General features: G+C 59.4%; 19 protein-coding genes. 10 read left to right on the top strand and 9 right to left on the bottom strand.

Features of this window, described 5'->3' with window-relative positions; genetic code table 11:
• Nucleotide 1 precedes the first annotated feature (1 nt).
• Nucleotides 2–988, bottom strand: a complete 987-nt coding sequence (locus tag NGM99_RS20990) for a LacI family DNA-binding transcriptional regulator (RefSeq protein WP_252822631.1) — start codon at nt 986–988, stop codon at nt 2–4.
• 134 nt (nt 989–1122) lie between these two features.
• On the opposite strand from NGM99_RS20990, the gene NGM99_RS20985 reads away from it, so the two are divergent.
• The 6 genes from NGM99_RS20985 to NGM99_RS20960 all read left to right on the top strand — a co-directional run bounded on the left by NGM99_RS20985 (nt 1123) and on the right by NGM99_RS20960 (nt 6882).
• Nucleotides 1123–2289 carry a Gfo/Idh/MocA family protein gene (locus NGM99_RS20985; protein ID WP_252822628.1) on the top strand — a complete coding sequence of 389 codons (1167 nt, stop codon included), beginning with the start codon at nt 1123–1125 and terminating at the stop codon, nt 2287–2289.
• Nucleotides 2273–3019, top strand: coding sequence for an SDR family NAD(P)-dependent oxidoreductase (locus tag NGM99_RS20980; protein ID WP_252822626.1), 747 nt, complete (start codon nt 2273–2275; stop codon nt 3017–3019). Before NGM99_RS20985 ends, NGM99_RS20980 begins: the two co-directional genes overlap by 17 nt.
• A complete protein-coding gene (locus tag NGM99_RS20975) occupies nt 3019–3534 on the top strand; it encodes a TRAP transporter small permease (RefSeq protein WP_252822624.1) in 516 nt (171 codons plus the stop codon). Before NGM99_RS20980 ends, NGM99_RS20975 begins: the two co-directional genes overlap by 1 nt.
• On the top strand, nt 3531–4805 hold the full coding sequence (locus NGM99_RS20970) for a TRAP transporter large permease (protein WP_252822622.1): 1275 nt from the start codon (nt 3531–3533) through the stop codon (nt 4803–4805). The genes NGM99_RS20975 and NGM99_RS20970 overlap by 4 nt, the downstream gene beginning before the upstream one ends.
• Nucleotides 4806–4837: 32 nt before the next feature.
• Nucleotides 4838–5821 (top strand): TRAP transporter substrate-binding protein, encoded by a 984-nt coding sequence (locus tag NGM99_RS20965; protein WP_252822620.1) that lies wholly within the window; start codon nt 4838–4840, stop codon nt 5819–5821.
• A gap of 125 nt (nt 5822–5946) precedes the next feature.
• Entirely contained in the window at nt 5947–6882 is a 936-nt protein-coding gene (locus tag NGM99_RS20960) for a MaoC family dehydratase (protein ID WP_252822618.1), read from the top strand.
• Between the two features lie 204 nt (nt 6883–7086).
• On the opposite strand, the gene NGM99_RS20955 is transcribed toward NGM99_RS20960, so the two are convergent.
• The 8 genes from NGM99_RS20955 to NGM99_RS20920 all read right to left on the bottom strand — a co-directional run bounded on the left by NGM99_RS20955 (nt 7087) and on the right by NGM99_RS20920 (nt 16592).
• Nucleotides 7087–8571, bottom strand: a complete 1485-nt coding sequence (locus NGM99_RS20955; protein ID WP_252822615.1) for a M81 family metallopeptidase — start codon at nt 8569–8571, stop codon at nt 7087–7089.
• 67 nt (nt 8572–8638) lie between these two features.
• Nucleotides 8639–9817: a hypothetical protein gene (locus NGM99_RS20950; RefSeq protein WP_252822613.1), complete on the bottom strand. Its 1179-nt coding sequence runs from the start codon at nt 9815–9817 to the stop codon at nt 8639–8641.
• 15 nt (nt 9818–9832) lie between these two features.
• Entirely contained in the window at nt 9833–11143 is a 1311-nt protein-coding gene (locus NGM99_RS20945; protein ID WP_252822611.1) for an alanine racemase, read from the bottom strand.
• Nucleotides 11140–12084: an amidohydrolase family protein gene (locus NGM99_RS20940; RefSeq protein WP_252822609.1), complete on the bottom strand. Its 945-nt coding sequence runs from the start codon at nt 12082–12084 to the stop codon at nt 11140–11142. The genes NGM99_RS20945 and NGM99_RS20940 overlap by 4 nt, the downstream gene beginning before the upstream one ends.
• The gene (locus tag NGM99_RS20935; RefSeq protein ID WP_252822607.1) at nt 12081–13028 is read right to left on the bottom strand and encodes an ABC transporter permease; all 948 of its coding nucleotides are present in this window, start codon (nt 13026–13028) and stop codon (nt 12081–12083) included. Before NGM99_RS20935 ends, NGM99_RS20940 begins: the two co-directional genes overlap by 4 nt.
• Nucleotides 13025–13981: an ABC transporter permease gene (locus NGM99_RS20930; protein WP_252822605.1), complete on the bottom strand. Its 957-nt coding sequence runs from the start codon at nt 13979–13981 to the stop codon at nt 13025–13027. Before NGM99_RS20930 ends, NGM99_RS20935 begins: the two co-directional genes overlap by 4 nt.
• The gene (locus NGM99_RS20925; protein ID WP_435371472.1) at nt 13981–15507 is read right to left on the bottom strand and encodes a sugar ABC transporter ATP-binding protein; all 1527 of its coding nucleotides are present in this window, start codon (nt 15505–15507) and stop codon (nt 13981–13983) included. Before NGM99_RS20925 ends, NGM99_RS20930 begins: the two co-directional genes overlap by 1 nt.
• Before the next feature lie 17 nt (nt 15508–15524).
• Nucleotides 15525–16592, bottom strand: a complete 1068-nt coding sequence (locus NGM99_RS20920) for an ABC transporter substrate-binding protein (RefSeq protein ID WP_252822601.1) — start codon at nt 16590–16592, stop codon at nt 15525–15527.
• Nucleotides 16593–17171: 579 nt separating this feature from the next.
• Here NGM99_RS20920 and NGM99_RS20915 point away from each other — a divergent pair.
• The 4 genes from NGM99_RS20915 to NGM99_RS20900 all read left to right on the top strand — a co-directional run.
• Nucleotides 17172–17516 (top strand): RidA family protein, encoded by a 345-nt coding sequence (locus tag NGM99_RS20915; RefSeq protein ID WP_252822600.1) that lies wholly within the window; start codon nt 17172–17174, stop codon nt 17514–17516.
• A gap of 51 nt (nt 17517–17567) precedes the next feature.
• Nucleotides 17568–18590 carry a M14 family metallopeptidase gene (locus NGM99_RS20910; RefSeq protein ID WP_252822598.1) on the top strand — a complete coding sequence of 341 codons (1023 nt, stop codon included), beginning with the start codon at nt 17568–17570 and terminating at the stop codon, nt 18588–18590.
• Nucleotides 18591–18651: 61 nt separating this feature from the next.
• Entirely contained in the window at nt 18652–19731 is a 1080-nt protein-coding gene (locus tag NGM99_RS20905; RefSeq protein WP_252822647.1) for a LacI family DNA-binding transcriptional regulator, read from the top strand.
• A gap of 378 nt (nt 19732–20109) precedes the next feature.
• A partial coding sequence (locus NGM99_RS20900; protein ID WP_252822595.1) for a hypothetical protein occupies nt 20110–20316 on the top strand: 207 nt, incomplete at its 3' end.

Raw genomic sequence — 20316 nt, 5'->3', positions numbered from 1 at the left:
CCTACGCTATAGATGCGCAGGAGCCGCGCAATACGAGTTCCGTTGGGATGATCACTTCGCGCGCGGTGGGCGGGCGGTTGGATTGGATGCGGCGTAAAAGAAGCTGCATCGCAGTCGCTCCCATCTCGCGCTTGGGTAGATGCAGCGTGGATAGATCGATTCGGCGCAGGCGCGAGAGGTCAATGTCATCGCAGCCGAGCAGCGACAGATCGCGCGGAATCGAAAGCCCAAGTTCGCTTGCCGCATCTTGCACACCTAACGCGCAAACGTCGTTGCTTGCGATCACAGCGGTTGGTCGCTCATCCATCGCCCCGAAGTAATGCATGGCCTCGTAGCCAGATTGTACTGTGTAGTCGCCACGGAAGATTAACTGGGGATCACGCGCGCAGCCCAACTCCTGCACCGCGCCCTCAAAGGCTTCCATGCGCTCAGTGGCTGTGCTGGATGAGACAGGGCCAGTCACAAGCGCTATGCGCCGATGACCAAGGCCCGCGAGATAACTCACGCTGTCACGCATGCCCTGAAGGTTATCAGAGCCCACGTAGTCATCACGGAAGCGCGCGCTACGACGCTGAATCAGCACAAATGGCGTCTCGCCGTCGAGGATCTTGCGCACCTCAGGCGCGTCGCAGTGCTGAGAAATTAGGACCATGCCGTCCACGCGGCGGTCGAGCAAGGTCTGCATCTGGCTGACTTGGCGCTCCAACACCTCGTCGGTGTTGCAGAGCAGGATTGTGTAGCCTTCGCGTACAGCCACATCATCGATCCCGCGTAAGAATTCAGGGATTGCGGGGTTGGATACATCGGGTACCAGAACACCGACTGTTGAGGACAATCGTAGGCGGAGCGAGCGCGCTACGCCTGAGGGCCGGTAGCCCAACCGCTCGGCCGCTTCCAACACCTGACGGCGCGTCTCCTCATTGACATGGCGCTTACCCGCCAGCGCGTTGGAGACCGTAGACACCACATGACCGGTTGCCGCTGCCACATCCCTGATCGTAACTCTGCCTTTCTCCAACACAGATGCTCCCCATTCTACAAAACCGATTTTTCAGCGACCAGAGTGCCAAACCCAGCTCTTTCTTAGCGAAGAAAGCGGATCAGAAATAGACGGAGGCCTCATTGACAGCAGAGGGGGTAAAGACTATCCCAAAAGCAAGAACCGTTTTTCGAAAAACGTTTCTTTGCGGCGGAGGAGACCAGCCGCAGGAGGATCAAATTATGCAGCAAGCGCCTCTGCGCGCCGCGCTCGTCGGATGCGGCGCATTTGCCAATGCAGCTCTCGTGCCAGCTATGCATTTAGCTGGCATCGACATCACAGCCGTCTGTGATCCCGATGAGACCCGCGCGCGTGCCACAATGCAGGCTACAGGCGCCAGTGCTTTCTATTCGACCATGTCGGAAATGCTGGTGCGAGAATCGCTTGATGCCGTTGTGATGGCAGTCGGGCCAACTGTCTATCCCTCGCTCGCTTGCGAGGCACTGGCACATGGCGTCCACGTATTTGTTGAAAAGCCCCCCGCAATCACTGTGGCCGAGGCGGAGAGCATGGCCTTAGCCGCACGGAATGCAGGCAAGCAGATCGCGGTAGGCTTCATGAAACGCTTCGCGACCGGCTACCGTATGGCCAAGGATATCGCAGACTCGCACGCGTTCGGCTCGGTGCAGATGGTGAATGCACGCATTACCTCGGGGGTGTGGACCCCTGCTTGGTCTGAACAGCTTACGCCCTTTTCCTTTGTGCTCGACCACAGCGTGCACTTTCTTGATCTTATGCGCTTCTTCGGAGGCCCTGTCGCTTCACTTTGCGCCCTACGCACACAAAGCTCGCCCGAGCGGTTCGGCTTCGCAGTGCTCTTACGCTTTGAAAGCGGCGCTGCTGGCCTCCTCGAAATATCTAACTTCGAAAGCCGTGGCGTACCAAACGAGCGCGTGCAAATTACGGGCACGCAAGGGCAGAGCGTTACCGTCGAGAACGTGTCACGCGTCATCTACTCACGCGATGCCGAGCCAATGGTTCGCGGCCGTGCGTTCTCAACTGAGCGCGAACGCCTCGTCTGGGAGCCCAATATGACCAACATCGCAACTGAGAACGCGTCCGTGGTCCATATGGGCTATGCCGGCGAAATGAGAAATCTCGCCACTACACTGCTCGCCGGCAAATCCATCGAGCCGTCGATCCAAGACGGGATTGCAGCGGTCGCCCTAGCGCACGCCGTGGTCGAAAGCGAAGGCCGCACGATCACGTTCTCTCACTCAACCGAGGTCCCCCATGTCGCTGTCGCTTGATCTAGCCGGCCGCGTGGCCTTGGTTACTGGTGGCGGCACTGGGCTCGGCCGTGCTGCAACCGATGCACTGGTCGCAGCCGGCGCAACGGTAGTGATCGCGGGGCGTCGCGCCGACGTGCTGGAAGCTGCGGCAAAGGCCGCCGGTGCGCAGGCCTTAAGCTGTGACGTAAGTGATCGGGATGCGACCCACACTCTTATTGCACGCATCATGGACGCGCATGGACAGCTTGATATCTTAGTAAATGCCGCAGGACTTAATATCCGCGGCGACTCATTCGAGTACAGTTTTGATGATTGGGAGAGGGTTCACGCGGTCAATACGCGGGGCCTCTTCTTCATGTCGCAGGCGGCCGGCCGTGTCATGCGTGAGCGGGGGTACGGTAAGATCATCAACATCGCCTCCATGGCAAGCGAGATCGGTATGCCCGGCATCGTGGCCTATGGCTCATCTAAGGGCGGCGTGCGGCAAATCACGCAAGGCTTGGCCGTAGAGTGGGCAAAGAGCGGCATTCGCGTGAATGCAATTGAGCCCGGCTGGTTCAGGACCGAGCTTACCGAGCCTTTATTCAGTAACAAGGAATGGCTCGCCAAAGTTGAGAGCCGCGTGCCTATGGGACGCGCGGGGATGCCTCAGGAGGTAGGTGGAGCGATCGCCTTTCTCGCTAGCTCGCTGTCAGATTATGTCACCGGCGCGATTTTACGAGTAGATGGGGGAGCGCTGGCTGCCTAATGCAGGAACAATCCGAGATCATTGAGGCTTCGGTTGAGCCAACCCTCATCGAGAGGTTAGCTGAAGCGGTCATCGTGCCACTGGTGCTGGGCATCATCGCAGTCGGCTTTGCCGCCGTCTGCTTGCGTTACGTTTTCAATGGGCACTACGCGCTATTTTGGTCGGAAGAGGTAATCCGCTACGCCTTCATCTGGGTGTTTTGGCTTTGCGCGCCGATTCTAGTGTGGCGCCGCGCGATGTTCACGGTGGACATTTTCGTCAATATGCTGCCGAAAGGCCTGCGGCGCTTGATTGCGTTCGCACTTGATGCCGCCGTGATCGTTCTGATGGGAACATTCGTCTATTACGGTTGGCTGATGGCCAAGGTGAACGCTCCGCAGCTTTCGTCGGCTCTCTCACTTTCCCTATTCTGGGTTTATCTCGCAATTCCTGTCGGCTCAGCGCTCATCATCCTAGCAACTCTTGCTCGGATGGGACGCGATTGGCGTGGAGAGCCTACGGAGGCCAGGCAGTGATCCTTACACTTTTCGGCTGCTTTTTTCTGTTTCTTTTGCTTGGCCTACCTGTTGCTTTCTCGACGGGCTTGGCCGCGCTTGTGGTCGTGCTCACAGAACCCATGGTGCAGGAACGACTGCTTATCACCAAGACCTTCGGCGGCATGGACTCCTTCACGCTGATGGCCATCCCGTTCTTTGTGCTGGCAGGCGAAGTGATGTCACATTCGGGGCTGACACGTCGCATCGTTGACCTCGCCATCGCACTAGTCGGACACTTTCGCGCCGGCCTTGCGTATGTAACGGTGCTCGCGAATGTTCTGATGGCAGGTGTTTCAGGGTCCGCCTCAGCGGATGCGGCGGCCACGGGCTCGATTCTGATTCCGGCAATGAAGGGCCAAGGCTACCGGCCTGAGTTTGCTGCTCTGATGGTCGCCTTTTCGGCCATGATGGCGCCCCTAATTCCGCCGTCGATCTTCCTTATTATCTATGGTTCGATGGCAGGCGTATCGATTGGGCGACTGTTTCTAGCCGGCATCATTCCAGGGATATTGGTCGGCTTGTCGCTTCTCATCCTGGCATTCATCATGACGCGCTTCTCCTCATTTAAGGTGGAAACTGTTCCCTTCTCGAGGCAACGCCTAGGAGACGCTGCGAAAAAGGCCGGTTGGGCGCTGGTGATGCCCTTTGTGATTATCGGCGGCATCCGTTTCGGATGGTTCACACCAACAGAAGCTGGCATTGTGGCTGTCGTTTACGCGCTCTTCTATGGCTTCTTAATCGAACGCTCGCTCAACACGAAAAACCTGCGAGAGCTGACCATGTCGGCAGCCCTTTCGTCGGCGAATATCATGATGATTGTCGGTTTCTCGGCGGTATTCGGAACCATCTTGGCGTTGGGTCGCTTCGAGCAGCAGATCACAGGCATCCTGTTCGCTATCACCACTGAGCCCCTACTCGTGGTCACCATTCTGATCATCGTACTGACGCTCATCGGGGGCTTGATGGACGAGGTGTCCACTGCCGTGCTGTTCGTCCCGACATTGGCCGCGATCGGCTCACAGATGGGCTTTGACCCCGTTCAGTTCGGCGTGGTGATGGTGCTGGCCATCATGATGGGCGCGGTGATGCCACCAGTCGGCACGTTGCTGTTCATCGGAGTCAGCATCGCCCGCATTCCCCTGTCGCGTATACTGGGTCTCGTCTGGGCGTTTTTGATCCCACTTCTCTTGGTCAATCTACTGATCGCCTTCGTACCTTTCTTCACCACGTACCTGCCGTCTTTCATGTAACGGCCAACAAAACCAACCGGAGGAATCACATTATGATACAGAAACGTTTTTTGTCGGGGGCACTCACCGCCATTGCCCTTATTGCCAACTGCATCTCTGCTCAAGCGCAGACCACGCTGACTCTCGGCGATATTTACGCCGCCAACCATTCTAACACGCTGGCCGACCAGCGGTTCTCGGAACTGGTAAAGGAGCGCACCAACGGCGAAGTGACGGTTGAGGTCTATTCCGATGCAACGCTGGGCAACGAGCGTGAGCTTGCCGAGGGGGTGATCGCAGGCTCGGTCGATATTGCGCCTAGCGGTATGTCGGGGATTGGCCGCTTCTTCCCCGAACTGCAGGTGCTCGAGTTGCCCTACCTCTACAAAGACCTCGCCCATATGCAACGTGTAGCAGAGGTGATCGCGCCGGACGTGCAGGAAGCTTTCGCGACACAGGGCGTTCGCAATCTTGGCTTCCTTTTCCTTGGACCGCGCTCGATCGCCAGCAAGAAACCGATCAACACGATCGCCGACATGGAAGGCCTACGCCTACGAGTTCCGGAATCTCCGCTTTATATCGGCTTTGCGCGGACACTGGGTGCCGTACCGACGCCAATTCCATTGCCCGAAGTCTACTCTGCAATTGAAGCGGGCACAGCAGACGCGGCTGAGGGCGAGCCCGCTACGCTCTCTACCACGAAATGGTATGAGACGACGAAGAGTGTCAGTCTCACTAAACACATCTGGCACTTCCGTTTCATTCCAATAAGCGCCGCTAAGTTCGATGCGCTGACACCTGAGCAGCAAGGCATCGTTTCGGCCGCCGCAGTTGAGGCACAGAACTACCAGGCAGGTCTCGTGGATGAGTTCAATGCGAAAGCGTTGGATGAAATGCGCAAGGCAAATGTGACTATTGTGGAAACGCAGGGCCTTGACCAGTTTGCAGAACGGCTTGCCAAGTTCCAGGATGAGTATGCAGCAAGCTTAGGGGATAAGGCGGTGGCGCTGCTCGCCAAGGTACGCAGCGTACAATAGCTCCAGAGCGATAGCGGGCCAGAGGAAACCTCCCTCCCCGCATCTTTCCTAAATGGCGTTTAACGTTCCCGCGCCTGCTGCGGCTCGCAGCAGGCGTCTTTCTTTTCTGACAAGCGAGACCAACCATGACACGCCCTTTCTTCAAGGAACCGACCTACGAGAACGTCCTCGTGGGCGAGGCATTCGGCCCAGTCACGCTTACGCTCGACGACTTCTTCCTGCGCTCCTATGCTTACGCATTGGATGACTACAGCGGTATGAAGCTTGCACGTGATGGTACCCTGCAGCCTGTAGGCCACGTGCCGCCGCATATGATTGTCTCGGACCTGATGCAGATCTTCTTGACCGTCTACGACCGCGACAAGGTTGTGGGCCTCCATCAGAAGGAAGAGGTAGAGCACTTTAAGCCTGTGCCTGTGGGCGCGACGCTGACTATGACAGGCAGCTACACAGAGAAATATATGAAACGCGGTAAGGGCTATACGGTCCTCGAATGTGTTGCGCGCGACGAGGCAGGTGACATTGTGATCCGGCAGCGCTCCACCGAAGTCATGCGCGTGCCTGAAGGTATACGGGTCGGCACCGGCTTGGCTCAGCCTGAACGCCGCGTCTCACCGCGTTTGTTGCGTGCTGAGAGGGCAGATGCTGTCAGCGCTGCGACCCCTGTCGGCACTGCGCTCAAGTCGCTGACCAAAGTCGTCCGGCAGGCACAGATGTCTGTCTTCACGGGCGCAGACTTCCATAAGCAGGGCATCCATACCAATCTTGAGATAGCACGCGCTACAGGCCTGAGGGATTGCATCGCGCAGGGCATGATGGAGTCCTGTTGGGCCTCGCAATATCTTTCCACCCTGTTCGGTCCGACCTTTCTATCTACCGGCCGTCATTTTATGACATATCTCGCCCCAGTTTACCCGCGCGACACCATCACACTCGAAGGTGAAGTCGTTAGCCAAACTCCCGAAAGTGGCCAGATGCGAACCGAGGTGGAGTTTTGGCTAGTGAACCAGGACGGGCAAACGACCGGTGTAGGTTTCGGGTCGGCTATTACCAAATATTAAAAGCGTTGACTTTCGCAAACACCATTATATCAAAACGGCATTACTCGATCGGCTACCTTTAGATTTACTTTAGAGATCTATAGATAGAAAACATACAGGTCAATTATCCGTCTTTTTCAATCATCTCAAACTAAATATCCTCCAAACCAACGACACTTCAAATTGAGAATGAAAAAATTCCATAAGCATTGACGCTAATGGAAATCACTGATCTGCAGCGAGGGGGTCTGCAATTCGAGGCCAAATGTTTAATTTGGCTTTTTGATACATGGTTTCAGATGGGTTTGTTGGATAAGAAGTGGGCGCTGCGACATAGATTATATCGCTCGCTACTGGCTGAAACCCTGCATAAAAATGATTCGTTGATTTCAGGACCAACAGGTCTTTCTCGGTATAATCTATGCCCATGTTCGAAAAGATGTTGGGCTCGTAAGTCTGCGTGCGGCTTGTAATCAAAACCACATCGGTTTCTGTACCAACCAGCCTTATCGTTGCGGAACGGCCAAGTGTGACACGGCTGTTCCGAAAACTCTGCCATCCGGCTTCCTCGGTTCGCATAACTATGACGCGCGCGTCGATAGGTTGCCCTCCATGTGGGCCTGACTTTCCTCCAAAGCGCAGATTAATCTCGGCACCCTCACCAGCAGCATGGCAGAATGCTACAGCGATAGGATCCCAGATCGTCGCAAGTGCGATACGGCCGAAATCGCCGCGTTCTAGAATGCGTCGCAGGAGATGGGTTGCATCTCCGGCAACGCCACCACCGGGATTATCCCACACGTCAGCCAAGACAACTGGCTTGTTAGAATTTAACAGCTGGACTTGACGCACCGCATCTAGGCCGACCTCAGTTTCGAAGATCGGCATCGCCGTGGTTCCGCGTAAGTCGTAAAGCTCGCGTCCCAGTCGTTCCGCTAGGCTGTCGCCGAGCATGCAATCGTCATCGGTGACGACCACAATCCGGGTGCCCATCTCTGGGACATCGCCAGCCATGAAACCATGAATCACTGAAATAGACAGAACGCCATCCTGTCCTTCGATTGCCTTGAGTCTGTCGACAAAGCTACGCATCGGCTCGCGGCTAGTCGGATAGATCGAAATCATCCTGCAGTCGAATGTCGAAATGACGGGCCGGACCTCTCCTCTCATTGTCCGCAAGGCAAGATCGACCACATGTTCTCCCCGCTCCTCGAAATCAGTGTGAGGAAACTCGAGGAAGGCGGCAAGCAAGTCGAGCTGGGCGACGCGTAGAGGCGTGAGATGGGAATGGGGATCGAACTCCGCCGCGACTGTGACATCCGGCCCCACTATTTCACGGATTCGCAGGAGAAAGTCACCTTCGGGATCGTCGTATCCCTGCGCGACCATCGCACCGTGAAGACCGAGAACGACGCCATTTACGGGAAGCGCGGACTTCAGCTCGGCAAGGATCGTGTCGCGGAGGAACTCGTAGGTTTGCCGCTGGATTAGTCCGGCGGGCTCGGCCCAGCACGACGTTCCCTCGACTACCTCAAATCCCTCCACTCTTCCGCGCCTCCGCAGGATCGGCACGGGCGAGGAACAAAGCGTTGGCGTATCTGGATGCTCGCCCGGGCCGGCAAAGAAAGCCGCTTTAAACGAGGCTAAGTCTGTCGGCACCGGAGAAAAGGTGTTCGTTTCGGTGGCCAGCGAAGCGGTGAAGATGCGCATAGACAATACCGGTCAATTATCGATAAACGAGTCGGGTTGCCCGCGAGTATCAGGAACATCCAACCTGCTATTTCCTCGCTGCCGAGCCGATCCAGTCCAGCCGAGCAGCAGGTACCAGACCGTAATTATAGAAGTTGAGGCCATCGGCTCCAGCAGCGCAGGCGGCGGATACGCGCGCCGCAAGGTCGACTGCGCTACCTATCTCTGGGAAGAAGAGACGGTACCCGATTCCAAGGAAGCCTTCTGGCCCTATCTGCTCCCGTCCGCGGCGTGTTAGATTTGACACCTCTTCGGGGGACATATCGTAGGCGCACAGGATGACACCGTCGAGAAGCTTCGCGGCCTCGCGCAGATTGACTCCGCCAAGCCACGCGTCGGCCAAGTCAATTAATACTAGCTGGGTTGCCGGGTCTGTGGCATCCGCGATCTCTGCAAGGAGGCTGGTGACAGGCTCGGAACGCCAGCGGAGAAAGTCGAAAAGTGCTGGCCAGCGTTGGAAGGCGTCGATCCCCTGATTGGGGAACCCTTCTACCTGCGCCTCAGGCACCGCGCGCTCGCATGCATCGGCGATCATCTGCCTGACGATCGGACGGGCGGCCTCTGCATCGACGCCCGCCAGCTTGGCCCGTGCTACGCAGTGCTGGCAGAAGCACAGGGACAGCAAGAAATCATCTTCGGGCAGCAAGCCGACGCCATCCTTTTCATGATGGTATCCATGGGCAAAGCCAAGGAAATTCGGGCTTTCGAGTTCAAGCCTGTCCGGCTTGTAGCCAGTGGTGATGTCGCGGACGAGTGTTGTCACATAGTATCGCGCGGCAGGGCTCGACGGGCAGAGCGCATAGAAGTTCGGATCATCGAAAGCTGTTCTTGTGACATCGCCCGGATGAAGCATGCCGAGCCGCGTGTTGTGTAAACACACCGTCCAAGCGGAGACAGCGGGACCGCCATTCTCACGCTCTTCCACAAGTGCCGCCAGCATGTCGCCGCCCTCACCAACATTCTGTGCGACAACGGGCGCAATTGGCGCGTCGCTCCAGAGTGCCGAGTTGGGGCGGTAATAGACCGTTCCGTCTTCCGGGAAGTACGATTTCCGGCGAGGGCTGCGAGGCTGGAGAAAGCGGCCTGCGTGATAAGATGTGGCAAGGCTAACCATGTCGAGGCGGGCACGCCCGGTAACATCGTCCAGAAACGCAGGGATCCCCACATCCTGAATGTCCCATGGATAGGTCCAGATCGATCGCTGCATCGTGAAGCTCCGAACTCAGCCGAACCTGAGCGGCAAGGCCTCGATCACCGTTCCGTCTGCCCCGGTTTCGTAGAGGATCGCATGGCGGTCAAGGCAAGTGCACGGGTGGGAAAGGCCGAACTCCACGACGTCGCCGACCTGGATGTCAGCGGCCAGATCGACCTTGAGAAAGGCATGCTGATCGTTGAGACGCATCACGATGGCTCCTCGCGTGCCAACCGTCCGTACGCCATCGCGGTAGGCCTGAAGCGGAAGAGGCAATCCTTGGTCGATAGCGACGTCCCGCATCCCAAGCCCACAGATAGCGGTGCCAGGCTCGGGCACTGAAAGAACCTCCCCCCATGCACGAAGCGCCGGTCTGAACTTCTCTGCGGCAGAAACTGTTTTGCCTTCGATCACCAGCCCCCCCCGCGCATCAAGGGCTTCCATGCCACGCTGGTAGATTCCGTGGTCGTGAAAGAAAATAGCGCCGCTGCGAAGGATCAGCCGCGACGGCTGGCACTCGGCCACGGCATCGTGGAGCTTGGCAAGAACGCGGTCGAAGAAGACCGACCCTCCTGCAGTTAGAAGTAGTGCCCGTTCCCCACCGACGATCGTTCGCAGGCGGCGATGGAAGCCGGCGGTTATGTCGAGGAGCGCGTCGATCCGCGCTTGTGTTTCCGCTGGATCGGCCACGGCGGCGGCGCCTTCGTAGGCTGCGGTGCCTGATATTTTGAACGTAGGCGTCTCAGCCGCAAGCGCGGCCAGCGCAACCCCCTCGGCGGCTTCCAGGCTACGTAGTCCCGCGCGTCCGAAGCCGAGTTCTATAAGTAGTCCCATAGGCGGCAGGTCATCCCGGCCCCTCCAAGCCTCGGCGAGATGGGCTAAGGCCGCCTCGGAGTCTACGAAGACATGGATCTCGGCGTCGGGGTAATGAGACAGCATAGCCGCCAAGCGGCGGGCGGCCGCGGCCCCACCGGTCTCGTTGGCAAGGATGAGCCGTTTCAGACCCGCTTTGAGCATCACCGAGGCCTGACGGATGTCGGCGACGGTTGTTCCCCAAGCTCCGGCCGCGACTAGACGGTGGGCGAGTTCGGGCGACATGGGGGTCTTAGCGTGAGGTGCGATGGATACATCCGCTTCCCTCACCGCCTGCATCATGAGCGCAACGTTCGCCTCGAACGCCGTGCGGTCGAGCGACAGCAGCGGAAGCGCCATGATACCATCGGTGGGACGCCACCTGCCTTCCCCAATGCGCGAAAGGGGTAGCGGATCGTGACCCGAAGGGAAGCCGCGAATCCTGTCATCGAGGAGGATGTCGGCCTCGAATGGCATCAGTTGGCTCATGCGTCGCTTCCATTGGAAAGGCTCAGGCGGTCGAGTTCCAGCCTGTAGGTATCATTGGCAACGTCGAAGAAGAGCGCCGCTTGCTCGTCCAGCGTGAAACCGTCGGCCACGTTGCGGTAAATGCCGTAGATTTCGTCGAACGTTGCGTGGAGGCCAGCCACGGGGAAATCGCTGGCAAACATCGCCCGCTGCGGGCCGAAGCACTCGATGCAATGCTCGATAACCAGCCTCAGGCTTTCCTCTGTCCATTCAGGATCATAGGCGACTGGGTCGGAGATCTTGATTCGGAGGTTCGGCGCCTGGGCAAGCGCACTCACGCCATCGCGCCAGCGCCTCATCCCGTCTTCAGTGCGGTCGGCGGGGCTGCCGCAATGGTTTAGCACGAAGAACGTCTCGGGGAAGTCCGCGACGAGGCGGAGCGCCTCCGCCATTTGCCAGGGATAAAGCATCAGATCGAAACTGAGGCCGAGACCGCTCGCAGCAGCCAGCGCCTCCCGCCATGCAGGATCGCTCATCAACCCCGGACGCGTCGCGAAGCTACGATCGGGGTTCTCGTCCCAGCTGACGATGTCGCGGATTCCCACGACCTCATGCCGGGCAGCTTCCGCTTCGATGCGGGCGATCGCATCGGGGTGGGACAGCGGGACACGCGCGACGACGCGGTGGGCGACGCCACCCCTCCTTTGGCTATCCAACCAGCACGTCTCGCCGAGCGGGTCGTCGTCGCTCCAACCGGCTTCGACATGGACGGTAGCAACAATGTTCTGCCGCGCCGCGTCTCGGTGGTAGTCTAGTGAAAGGTAGTCGCGCTGGATCGCTTGGATAGAGCCGTAGACCATCTCGCCGCCATCGACCTTGGCGGCAAGCCAGGGATGCCGCCCGAGCGAAAGGTCCCAGAGATGGTGATGCGGATCGATCACCGGACCGGCATAGCGCTTCACCGCCGCGCCTCGCGGCCGGACACGAGGAGAAGGGCGAGGATGAGCGACCCGAACATGATCGACCGCCATCCCGGCGATGCGTTCACAACAGTGATGAGCGCCGTCGACGTCACCAGCAGGATCGCGCCCGGCACAGTTCCGGCATAGGTGCCCCGGCCGCCGAGGATCGAGGTGCCGCCCAAAACGACCGCGGCGATCGAGGAAAGGAGGTAGGGATCGCCGATTCCGGCATAGCCCTGGCGATTCATGCCGAGGAGAAGGATTCCCGCGACTCCAGCGAGAAAACCGGATGCCGAGTAGAGGCGCACGCTCGCGCGGTCGACGGCGAGCCCCGACAGTCGGGATGCGATAGGATTGGCGCCGATCGCCATCAACCTAGCGCCGAATGGCGTGCGGTGAAGCGCGTAGAGCGTGGCTGCCGACACGAGGATCCATAGGATCACCCCGGCGGGCAAGCCGAGCGGACGGGCCGAGCCGAGCCAGATCACGGCGGGATTACTGACTGAAACGGCGCTTCCTCCCGCCACAATGATTAGCAACCCTTGAAGAAAGGTCGCCATTGCCAGGGTCATGATGATCGGCGGCACGCGAAGGTAAGCTGCGCCTGCCCCGTTGAGGATGCCGATGCCGGTTGCAATCGCAAGCGTCGCGCCGATGCCCGCAAGACCGGTCGGATCGTCAGCTGGCGAGAGGAGTGGCAGGAGGATGGCTGAAACGGTCATCACTGCTCCCACCGAAAGGTCGATGCCGCCGGCTATCACAACAAGTGTCTGTCCGGCCGCGACGATGCCGATCACGGCACTGAGCTCAAGCAGGTAGCGCAAGTGACCCCAGCTTCCGAAACCGCGCAGCGTGAAGCCGGCAACGATCCAGACCAGCGCCACGAGGACGAGCGTCAGAACCCAGGGATGCGCGGCTACCCGCGTCACGAGGGAACGATTCATGCTCGCTGCCTCCTCGAAAGAAGCTCGGGAACGGCCACAGCGGCGACGATGATCAGTCCTTGCGCGACATACTGGGCGACAGGAGGAAAGCCGAGGAAGAACATGACGTTAATCATCGCAGCGAGCAGGAGGCTTCCTGCAAGGGCGCCACGCATGGTTCCGCGTCCGCCGAGGAAGCCAACCCCGCCCAAAACAGCGCCGGCGATGGAGTTCAGCGTCATGGGCGCGCCGATGACCGGATCGCCCGATCCCGTCTGCGCTGCGACAAAGAGGCCGGCCAGTACCGTAAGGAGCCCGGACAGCGCAAACGCGACGATGCGCACCCGCTCCACCCGCACCCCGGACCGGAAGGCCCCGAGCGGATTGTCACCCGCGGCATAGAGGCCGAGTCCGGTCGGCGTCGCCATGAAAACCTTCCAGCCTACGATCACCAGAAGCAGAAGAAGGAAAGCTGTCGGATACTGTCCGGCAAGAGCGTCAGAAAACCACGCAGGAACCATCCCGCCCGGCTTGGGCAGCACAAGAAGTGCGACGCCGCCAACGATGAATGAGCCAGCCAAGGTCACGATGATCGCCGGCAGGCGGAACAGGGCAACAATGGTGCCGAAGACCGCGCCCACACCGAGGCCGGTCACAGCAACAAGGACGATGCCGCCTGGAACCCCGAGCGGGCCGGACATGGTGGTGGCCGCGATAACGGCGCCCAGGCTCACCAAGGGACCGATCGAAAGCGATATGCCGCCGTTCAGCATAAGCAAGGCCTGCGCCATGGTCACCAGCGCCAGCGGAAACCAGTTTTGCGTAAACCTGGAGAACCCGGCAAGGCTAAGCACGCCGGGAAAGAGCGATACGTAAGCCACAAGCAGCGCAGCGACCAGGAGATAGAGACCTGTCAGGCCACGGTTTCGGGTCCGTTGAACAGTTCGGTATAGCGAGCCCCTAGCCACGGACATCAGGCTGCCTTCCTTTCAGGGAGGCCGAGTGCGGCCCCGACGATCGCCTCCTCGGAGATGGTGCCGTGCGCGAGTACCCCGCTAACCCGCCCCTCCCGGAATACGTACACGCGGTCACAAAGATGCACGAGTTCCGGAGTGTCAGAGGACATGAGCACGACGAGCGTCCCGTCCGCCGCGAGCGCACGCAGCATGCGGTAGATTTCGCGCTTGGTGTCGAGATCGACGCCGCGTGTCGGATCGTTGAGAAGCAGGATGGCGGGTTTCAAGGGCAACCACTTCGCAAGCGCGACCTTCTGCTGGTTGCCGCCGGAAAGGGCCTGAACCGGGCGAGCAGGGTCACCCTTGATCGCGAGCCGGGCCGAAAGGTCGGAAACGAGTTCCGCCTCGGCATGACGGCTCCGACTCCAGCCGCGTGCCAAGCGGCCGATCGAGGGCAGCGCGAGGTTTATCGCGATGGAGTGCGTCAGGACGAGGCTTTCGCGCTTGCGGTCGGCCGGCACGTAAGCGATGCCCAAGGCATTGGCCGCCTCGACCGATTTGGGCAGCGACGCGCTGCCTGCAATCGACACGGCTTCCGCGCGCGCGGCGACCGCACCATACAGGCCCTGCAGGAAATCCTCCTGCCCCTGTCCGACGAGGCCGCCGACTCCGACCACCTCGCCGCGCCGTGCGTGAAAACTCACGTCCCTCGCGCTGCCAGCGCAGAAGCCCTCGAGCCGCACGATTTCCTTTCCGGCAACCGGGGACCAGGATGGAAAGAGATGTTCGGCGTCGCGCCCCACCATCAGGCGGACCAGTTCGTCCGGTGAGACCCCTGCCAGAGATCGATCGGCGGTGACGACGCCGTCCTTGAGAACGGTGACGTGCGAGCACAGGGCCAAGACTTCGTTCAGCCGGTGCGAGATGTAGAGGACAGCGAGCCCCTCGTCGCGCAGGCGAAGGACGAGGTCCGCCAGAACACCTGCCTCGTGCGCCGAAAGCGAGGACGTTGGTTCATCGAGGATGAGAACGCGCGGACGCCGGAACAGCGCTTTCGCGATCTCCACCATCTGCCGCCGACCAAGAGGCAGCGCGCTGATGGGAGTTCCCCGATTCTCCTGGATTCCGACAAGGCGGCAGACCTGCTCGACGCCTTCTGCCAGTGCCCCGTAATCCACGAGGCCGAAACGCCGAGGGTAAGCCCCGAGCCCGATATTCTCCGCAATCGAGAGCTCGGACACGAGGCTCAGTTCCTGCTGCACGACGGCGATCCCGGCGCGCCGCGCGGCTTCCGGCGAGAAGCGGGACACGCTTCCGCCATCGACAATCACCTCGCCTGCGTGCGGCAGGAGCGCCCCGGAAAGCAGGTTGATGAGCGTCGACTTGCCCGCTCCGTTCTCGCCGAGCAGGGCGTGGACACGGCCAGGACGAAGGGCGATATCGACGCCCTTCAACACGGGGTTGCCAAAGAAGCCGCGGTGAACGCCCCTCGCTTCCACGGTCGCCTCGTTCAGGGGCATGGAAGGCTCCGCAGACATCGCCATTCCTCTCCAATCGGGCTTTATTCGGTCAGGAGCTTGTCGAACAGCGCCTGGTCGTAGTCCGAGTAGATGTAGCCATCGGCGGGGAACTTGTCGGCGCGCGCGAGATAACTGTCGATGCTGGCGTCGTCGATCACGGGAAGCGGCACCTTGACACGCGCGGGAACGGGTTTGCCGTCAAGCGCCTGCACGGCGGCATAAACGGAAAGCGCCCCGAGCCAGTTCGGCTGCATCGTCGCCCAACCCTTGATGCCCTTCTCCTTCCACAGTTCGAGGAACTGACGCGCGTTCTCGCCCGTGGTCGGGACCGGGTCCCTGCCCTGCCTGTCGAAGGCAAGAAGAGCGCCTGCTGAGAGTGCCCCGCCGAGCGAGAGCACGCCGTCGATCTCGGGATTGGCGAAGAGCAGGCTCGTCATGGCCTCCTGCGCCGGAGCGACATTGTATTCCGTGTTGGTTTCCGTGATGACCTCAAGGCCCTTGTTTGCGTCGAGCACGGGTTGGGCGCCCTTGCGGCGATCGTCGCTCACCGACACGCCAGCGGGTCCATTCATGATGATGATCTTCCCCTTGCCGCCGAGCTGGTCGACCATCCACTGGGCGGCCTTCGATCCCCATTCGTTGGAATCGGTGTTGATCTTCGAGGTTACCTTGTCCGTGTTGACGAGGCTGTCGAAATTGATCACCGCGATCCCCTTGTCGCACGCATCGGAAACAACTCGGTCGAGCGCGGAGGAAGATCCGGCGATCACGATGATCGCATCGACATTTGCGTCGATCATGGACTGGATTTGCTGAATTTGCGTCTGAGCATTGCCTTGGGCGTCGGTCACCATGAGGTCCTTGACCCGCCCCTCCTTCTTCAGGGCTTCCACCTGCGCGGTAATGGTACCCTCGGTCTGTTTCATCCAAGTCGGCACCGAATAAATGTTGGCCCAGCCTATAGTGTATGGAGCCTTGCGTTCACCTTTGATGCAGTTCGCCGCTGCCGCAGCATCGATGGCTGTGAGCGGCATGGCTAAGGCTGCGAGGCATGCGGTGCCCGCAAGCCATCGCGCTATGCTACGAAGTTTTGTCGAGTGCGCTTTCATGATCCCCTCCTGGGTTCAAACGTTCCGTTCCCGAACTTACATGACAACGTTATCATCAGATTTCAGAATGACAACGTTGTCTAGATCCCGCGGCTAGTTTTTTTTGATGGCGCAGTGCCTTGGCAATTCTCACACCGCCAGACGATGGGGACTCACCGCCTTAGCGAATGGTGATCACGACAGCTTTGATGCGCCACACAGTCCATTCACTGGTGTTGAGAGGAAGCATAGCATCTGACGAGTTGCAGGAGGTAGGTCGAATGAGGCCCTTGCTCAGCATGAGGTAAATGCCTGATCGACTCAGTTTGCAGCGTACCTTTTTAGTGAAAAAGCGGAAGAGCGGTTGACAACGTTGTCAGCCCTAGGGAATCTATGACAACGTTGTCATTAACGTCGTTAGACAGTGGTGACGCGGATAGCGCAGTGACGTCCAAGATCGTAGAATCGGCATGGCTTACATCAACCGTCTCAATGGGGATCTCGTGCCCCTGAGAAGAAGTATTCTAGCAAAGCCATTCCTATTTTGAATATTCGCGGCGCCTACTTGCCTCATTCACCCAAAAGACAGCGAGAAATTATATGATCAAGCGTTTCCAGTCTGGATCGAGGATGAGCCAAGCAGTCGCTTATGGCGGCGCTGTCCATGTCGCGGGCCAGGTGGCTGACAGCCGCAAAGCGACGATCGAGATCCAGACGAAAGAAGTGCTCGCAAAAATCGAGACGCTCCTGGCCGAGGCGGGCACCGACAAGTCCAAGCTCGTTGCCATCAACGTTTTCCTTCCGCACATAAGCGACTTCGACGCGATGAATGCAGTGTACGACGCGTGGATCGATCCCGTTAATCCTCCAGCCCGGGCCTGCACTGAGGCACGCCTTGCCGATCCCGACCTCCGGGTCGAGATGACCGCGATCGCCGCCACTTGACGAACTCTTGGCAGCCGGAGCGGCACTAACGCCTGCCGGCTGGGACGCGCTATGCATACAGGGCTGTTTCACTCCATCGACTTTGACAAGGACGGCAAGACGCTCTCCTATCTTGGCATACCGTTCTCGGTTGATCGTTCGCCATACTACCAAGTCCGGGTACCTATATGCAGGATCAAGAACGGTGCGGGCCCGCGCGTTCTTCTGATGTCAGGCAACCATGGCGACGAGTACGAGGGCGAAATTTGCCTAACGCGTCTTATTCGCCGGCTCGAACCGAACATGATCCGCGGAGAGCTGACGATCCTGCCTTTCGCGAACCACCCCGCTGTCATGGCCGCACGCCGCCGCTCGCCGCTCGATGACGGCAACCTCAACCGAGCTTTTCCGGGCGATCCAAGCGGCGTCCCCACCTCCCGCATGGCACATTTCCTAGAGCACGAGCTTTTTCCCCGCCACGACTTTGTAATGGACCTGCATTCAGGCGGCACGTCGATGGAGCACCTGCCCTGTGCTTTAATCGAGCGCCAAGGACCACCGGAACGATTTGCCGAGGCTCTGAACCTGATGAAGGCCATGGGTCTCCCCTACGGGTTCATAGCCGAGAACGGGGCGTCGGCGCCAACCTCTATGGCGGCCGCTGCCCGCGCCGGAGCGATCGGCCTTTCTGGTGAGTTCGGCGGCGGCGGAACGGCGACACGCGCTAGCATCCTGGCTACTCAGCGGGCGATCGACAATCTTCTGATGCGGCTCGAAGCGGTCGAGGCGCCGCCGTTCGGTACCGAGCCAGGCAGTTTCGAGTCTATGACGATCCTCAGACTCGAAAGCCACGAACAGGCGATCTTCGCCAGCCGTCGGGGCTGGTTTGAACCCGCTGTCAGCTTGGGGGACAAAGTGGAAGCAGGCAATCTCGCTGGCTGGTACCATGATTTTGAACGGCTTGAATTACCCGAAGAGGAACTGCGTTTTCAGCGAAGCGGCATCGTCCTTTCCCGCCGCCTGCATGCGGATTGCAGATCGGGTGATTGTCTGATCCAAGTGGCCCGGCTCGATACCGAGGCGAAGCTATTGTAGGGTAGGAAACTGGAATGGCGCAAAGAAATGACAGGCGCAAAGGCTGTTCATATTGAACGACATGCTCCCACGCTTCGACGAGGTCGTGCGTGTCGACGCACCATCAAACAACACTAGTAAGACCAAAGAAGTAGGTGCGCGCGAAGGCACATCGAAGCCAATCCGCATTGAGGGCGTTGCACTGGAAGCAGGGGTTTCCCCCATCACCGTTTCCCGTGCCCTGCGCGCTTCGACCTCCGTTTCCCCTGCCACGCGGGAGCGCGTACTAGCTGCCGTACGCAAGACGGGCTATGTCTCTAATCCGCATGCGTCGGCGCTGCGGTCCGGCCGTTCTACCATCGTTGCTGCCTTCCTCTCGAACCTGGTAAGTCAGCAGTATAACGATGCCGCGACGGCGTGCGCAGAGGTGCTTGAAGACGCCGGCTTCCAACTTATGATTGGGCAAACCGCGTACTCATACGCGCGGGAAACCGCCGCGGTTCAGTCTCTACGGGCCTTGAAGCCTGCAGGCATATTTTTCTCCGGCGTGGTGGAGCTCGAGGCCAACCGTCGCGCTGTCCGCGAGTTCGGCGTTCCGGTTGTCGAAAGCTGGGCTTTCCCGCGCGATCCTATCGACATGCTTGTCGGCATCTCGAACACGGAAGCAGGCTGCATGGCAGCAGATCACTTTGTTGGACGCGGACGCCGTCGTCTGGCGTTCGTCGGGCGCAGTGGCGGCCGCGGACGCTTGCGTCTTAATGGTTTCCGCGAGCGGGCGCGGGAGCTAAACGCGGAGATTGTGCTGGTGCGGGAAGTCGATCATGTACGGTCTATTTCGGACGGACGCACCATTCTACGCGAGCTGGCCAGCTATACCAGAGACATCGACGCCGTGTTCATCGCCAATGACCTACTAGCCATCGGCGCACTCCTTGAGGCGCCAAGCATTGGCGTATCAGTGCCTCATGACCTTTCCATCTTGGGCATCGGCGACAGCGAGTTCGCCGCACGCATGACGCCGTCTCTATCGGTTGTCGCCTTTGACGCGAGCTTCGTAGGACGACGTGCGGGACAGCTCATTGCTAGTCGCCTTTCCGGCACTTCCAAGTCACCATCCCTGGAACATGTACCCCTGTCTCTTGTCGAACGTGGGAGCAGTTGACACGCGCGTCGCAAGATTGCGTCCCAACGCGATTGTTACGCTGTCCTGAGAAGCCGTTGCTGCATGCGGCAACCAGTCGATGCTAGGAGGCAGCGGTCCCAATATTAGGATTAGAGACGCGGACATTCGACGGATATACCAGCGTTCGGCCTTGCTGGTTTGGGCAGCGTCATCTGCTTTCGCAATTCCAATGGGAAAATTATAGCAGCGTACGAAGCCATCTAACCGTCAACTTGTTCAGTTTGTCTCGGGCAATACTTGAGTACACGCGTAGCATTCCCCGCTTCGCTGCCCCGAAGGTCCCACAGCCTCTCGTTTCGGGCTCTTTGGAACGTGGGTGCCATGTTGGCGTATCGCTTGTGAAGCAGGAGACAGCTGATGACCGATGAGCCAAAACAGGTGGTCTCGCACGCCACGACACCTGAGACCGAACGCGTTCCTCGCGACAACCTCACGCCTCGCGCCAATGACACTCTCATCAAGCGCGAAGGCAGTGTCGACCCAGAGTATCATGCAGAGGCTCTGGCCAATGCAATCGTTGACAACGAAGCCGGCAGTGTACCGGACGAAGAGATGGGCGGCATC

The organism is Mesorhizobium liriopis (assembly GCF_024053505.1).
Lineage (GTDB): Bacteria > Pseudomonadota > Alphaproteobacteria > Rhizobiales > Rhizobiaceae > Mesorhizobium_B > Mesorhizobium_B liriopis.
Note: the sequence above shows the minus strand (reverse complement) of the source record. Positions and strands in the feature narration are given on the sequence as shown.

Excerpts from the sequence above, each read along its gene's own strand:
- NGM99_RS20915 (WP_252822600.1), top strand. The coding sequence starts at position 17,172 with ATGATCAAGCGTTTCCAGTCTGGATCGAGGATGAGCCAAGCAGTCGCT.
- NGM99_RS20920 (WP_252822601.1), bottom strand. The coding sequence starts at position 16,592 with ATGAAAGCGCACTCGACAAAACTTCGTAGCATAGCGCGATGGCTTGCG.
- NGM99_RS20950 (WP_252822613.1), bottom strand. The coding sequence starts at position 9,817 with ATGCAGCGATCGATCTGGACCTATCCATGGGACATTCAGGATGTGGGG.
- NGM99_RS20925 (WP_435371472.1), bottom strand. The coding sequence starts at position 15,507 with ATGGCGATGTCTGCGGAGCCTTCCATGCCCCTGAACGAGGCGACCGTG.
- NGM99_RS20910 (WP_252822598.1), top strand. The coding sequence starts at position 17,568 with ATGCATACAGGGCTGTTTCACTCCATCGACTTTGACAAGGACGGCAAG.
- NGM99_RS20955 (WP_252822615.1), bottom strand. The coding sequence starts at position 8,571 with ATGCGCATCTTCACCGCTTCGCTGGCCACCGAAACGAACACCTTTTCT.
- NGM99_RS20930 (WP_252822605.1), bottom strand. The coding sequence starts at position 13,981 with ATGTCCGTGGCTAGGGGCTCGCTATACCGAACTGTTCAACGGACCCGA.
- NGM99_RS20960 (WP_252822618.1), top strand. The coding sequence starts at position 5,947 with ATGACACGCCCTTTCTTCAAGGAACCGACCTACGAGAACGTCCTCGTG.
- NGM99_RS20965 (WP_252822620.1), top strand. The coding sequence starts at position 4,838 with ATGATACAGAAACGTTTTTTGTCGGGGGCACTCACCGCCATTGCCCTT.
- NGM99_RS20975 (WP_252822624.1), top strand. The coding sequence starts at position 3,019 with ATGCAGGAACAATCCGAGATCATTGAGGCTTCGGTTGAGCCAACCCTC.
- NGM99_RS20980 (WP_252822626.1), top strand. The coding sequence starts at position 2,273 with ATGTCGCTGTCGCTTGATCTAGCCGGCCGCGTGGCCTTGGTTACTGGT.
- NGM99_RS20935 (WP_252822607.1), bottom strand. The coding sequence starts at position 13,028 with ATGAATCGTTCCCTCGTGACGCGGGTAGCCGCGCATCCCTGGGTTCTG.
- NGM99_RS20905 (WP_252822647.1), top strand. The coding sequence starts at position 18,652 with ATGCTCCCACGCTTCGACGAGGTCGTGCGTGTCGACGCACCATCAAAC.
- NGM99_RS20945 (WP_252822611.1), bottom strand. The coding sequence starts at position 11,143 with ATGAGCCAACTGATGCCATTCGAGGCCGACATCCTCCTCGATGACAGG.